The organism is Devosia sp. P1_H9, from assembly GCF_056405135.1.
In genome coordinates this window covers 1-1,647 of the sequence record NZ_JBFUCQ010000025.1, presented here as the reverse complement: position 1 = coordinate 1,647, position 1,647 = coordinate 1, and the positions used below count along the sequence as shown (strand labels likewise).

At 60.7% G+C, this 1,647-nt stretch carries 2 protein-coding genes; both read left to right on the top strand.

The window, feature by feature from the left end; genetic code table 11:
* The coding region (locus AC1DYL_RS22760; protein WP_477174894.1) for a flagellin at positions 1-843 on the top strand (843 nt) is incomplete at its 5' end.
* Between the two features lie 241 nt (positions 844-1,084).
* A partial coding sequence (locus tag AC1DYL_RS22755; RefSeq protein ID WP_477174893.1) for a flagellin N-terminal helical domain-containing protein occupies positions 1,085-1,647 on the top strand: 563 nt, incomplete at its 3' end.

Here is a 1,647-nt window from a genome sequence, read left to right as displayed (position 1 = left end):
ACGGGCGCCAGCTCGGCGGTTGCCGTGACCAACTTCGCCGAGACTGACGCCGACACCGACACCACCATCACCGGTATCGGCCTTGACGCCGGCACCTCGGCGGCTGGTGCTGCAACGGTCGCGCCCGGCGCGGTGAAGACCGTTGATGCCCTGGTCCAGGAGATCAACACCAACACCTCGCTGAAGGACAAGATCCGCGCCTCCAACGACAACGGCAAGCTCCGCATCGAGAACCTCTCGACCGAAGACCTCACCGTTACCGGCGTTGGTACCGACGGTGAAGTCGACGGCACCACCGGTACCGGCGACATCGGTGGCAATACCGTTCGCAAGAACCTCGTCACTCAGTTCAACGAACTGCGCGACCAGCTCGACAAGTTCGCCGACGATGCGTCCTTCAACGGCATCAACTTGCTCCGCGGCGACAAGCTGAAGCTGACGTTCAACGAGACCGGCACGTCGACCATCGACATCCAGGCCAAGAACGAGAATGGCGACCCGATTGCCATCAACAACACCACCCTCGGCATCGACCACGTCGTCAACTCCGACTTCGACGCGGACTCCAAGCTCGACGCCAAGCTCGAGATCCTGGGCTCGGCACTCGGTAAGCTCCGCTCGCAGGCGTCGTCCTTCGGCTCGAACCTGTCGATCGTGCAGAACCGCACCGACTTCACCAAGAACATGATCAACACGCTGGAAACCGGCGCGGCGAACCTGACCTTGGCCGACACCAACGAGGAAGCAGCAAACCTGCTCGCCCTGCAGACCCGCCAGCAGCTGTCGTCGACCGCGCTGTCGATGGCCTCGCAGGCCGACCAGGCTGTGCTCCGCCTGTTCTAAGGGCGAACACCTCCAGACACGAAAAGGCGGGCTTCGGCCCGCCTTTTTTCGTTCTACGCGCCATTGCGTACCAGTTCGAAGCATTGAGAAAACAAGTCATTAACTTTGCTTCGAATGCCACCAACAAACTTCAATTCGCGGGACGAACTTAAGACTTCTTTTGCCGGTGGGGACCAATGATCCGGGACGTCTCAGGAGAGACGGTTAGTAACTGAGTACGGACCCAGAAAGGGCCTCCAAAATGGCTGATGTAAATCTGTCAAAGGCAGTTCGCTCGAACCTGCTGAGCCTCCAGTCCACCGCTTCGTCCATGGCCAAGACGCAGGAGCGTCTCGCCACCGGTCTGAAGGTGAACTCGGCGCTCGACAACCCGACTAACTTCTTCACCGCTTCTTCGCTGAACTCTCGTGCTTCGGATATGGCGAGCCTGCTCGACTCCATGTCCAACGGCATCAAGACCATCGAAGCCGCGGACAACGGCCTTTCGTCGATCACCAAGACCGTCGAGTCGATGCAGTCCACGCTCCGTCAGGCGCGCCAGGACAAGTCGTTCAAGACCCAGTCCTTCTCGATCGACTCCACTTCGATCGGCACCTCTTCGGTGAAGACGCTGTCGTTCAAGGACGGCGCCGTCGGCGCCACGGCTGTCAGCGTTAACCTCAACACCACCGGCGCCGGCTCTGCCGCTACCGCTGGTACCTTCACCTCGACCGCCAACTTCGCGGCCGTGACCTTCACCGACGCAGCCGACGATATCTCGTTCGATATCGCCGTCGACGGCGGTGCCGCGACGACCGTCACCAT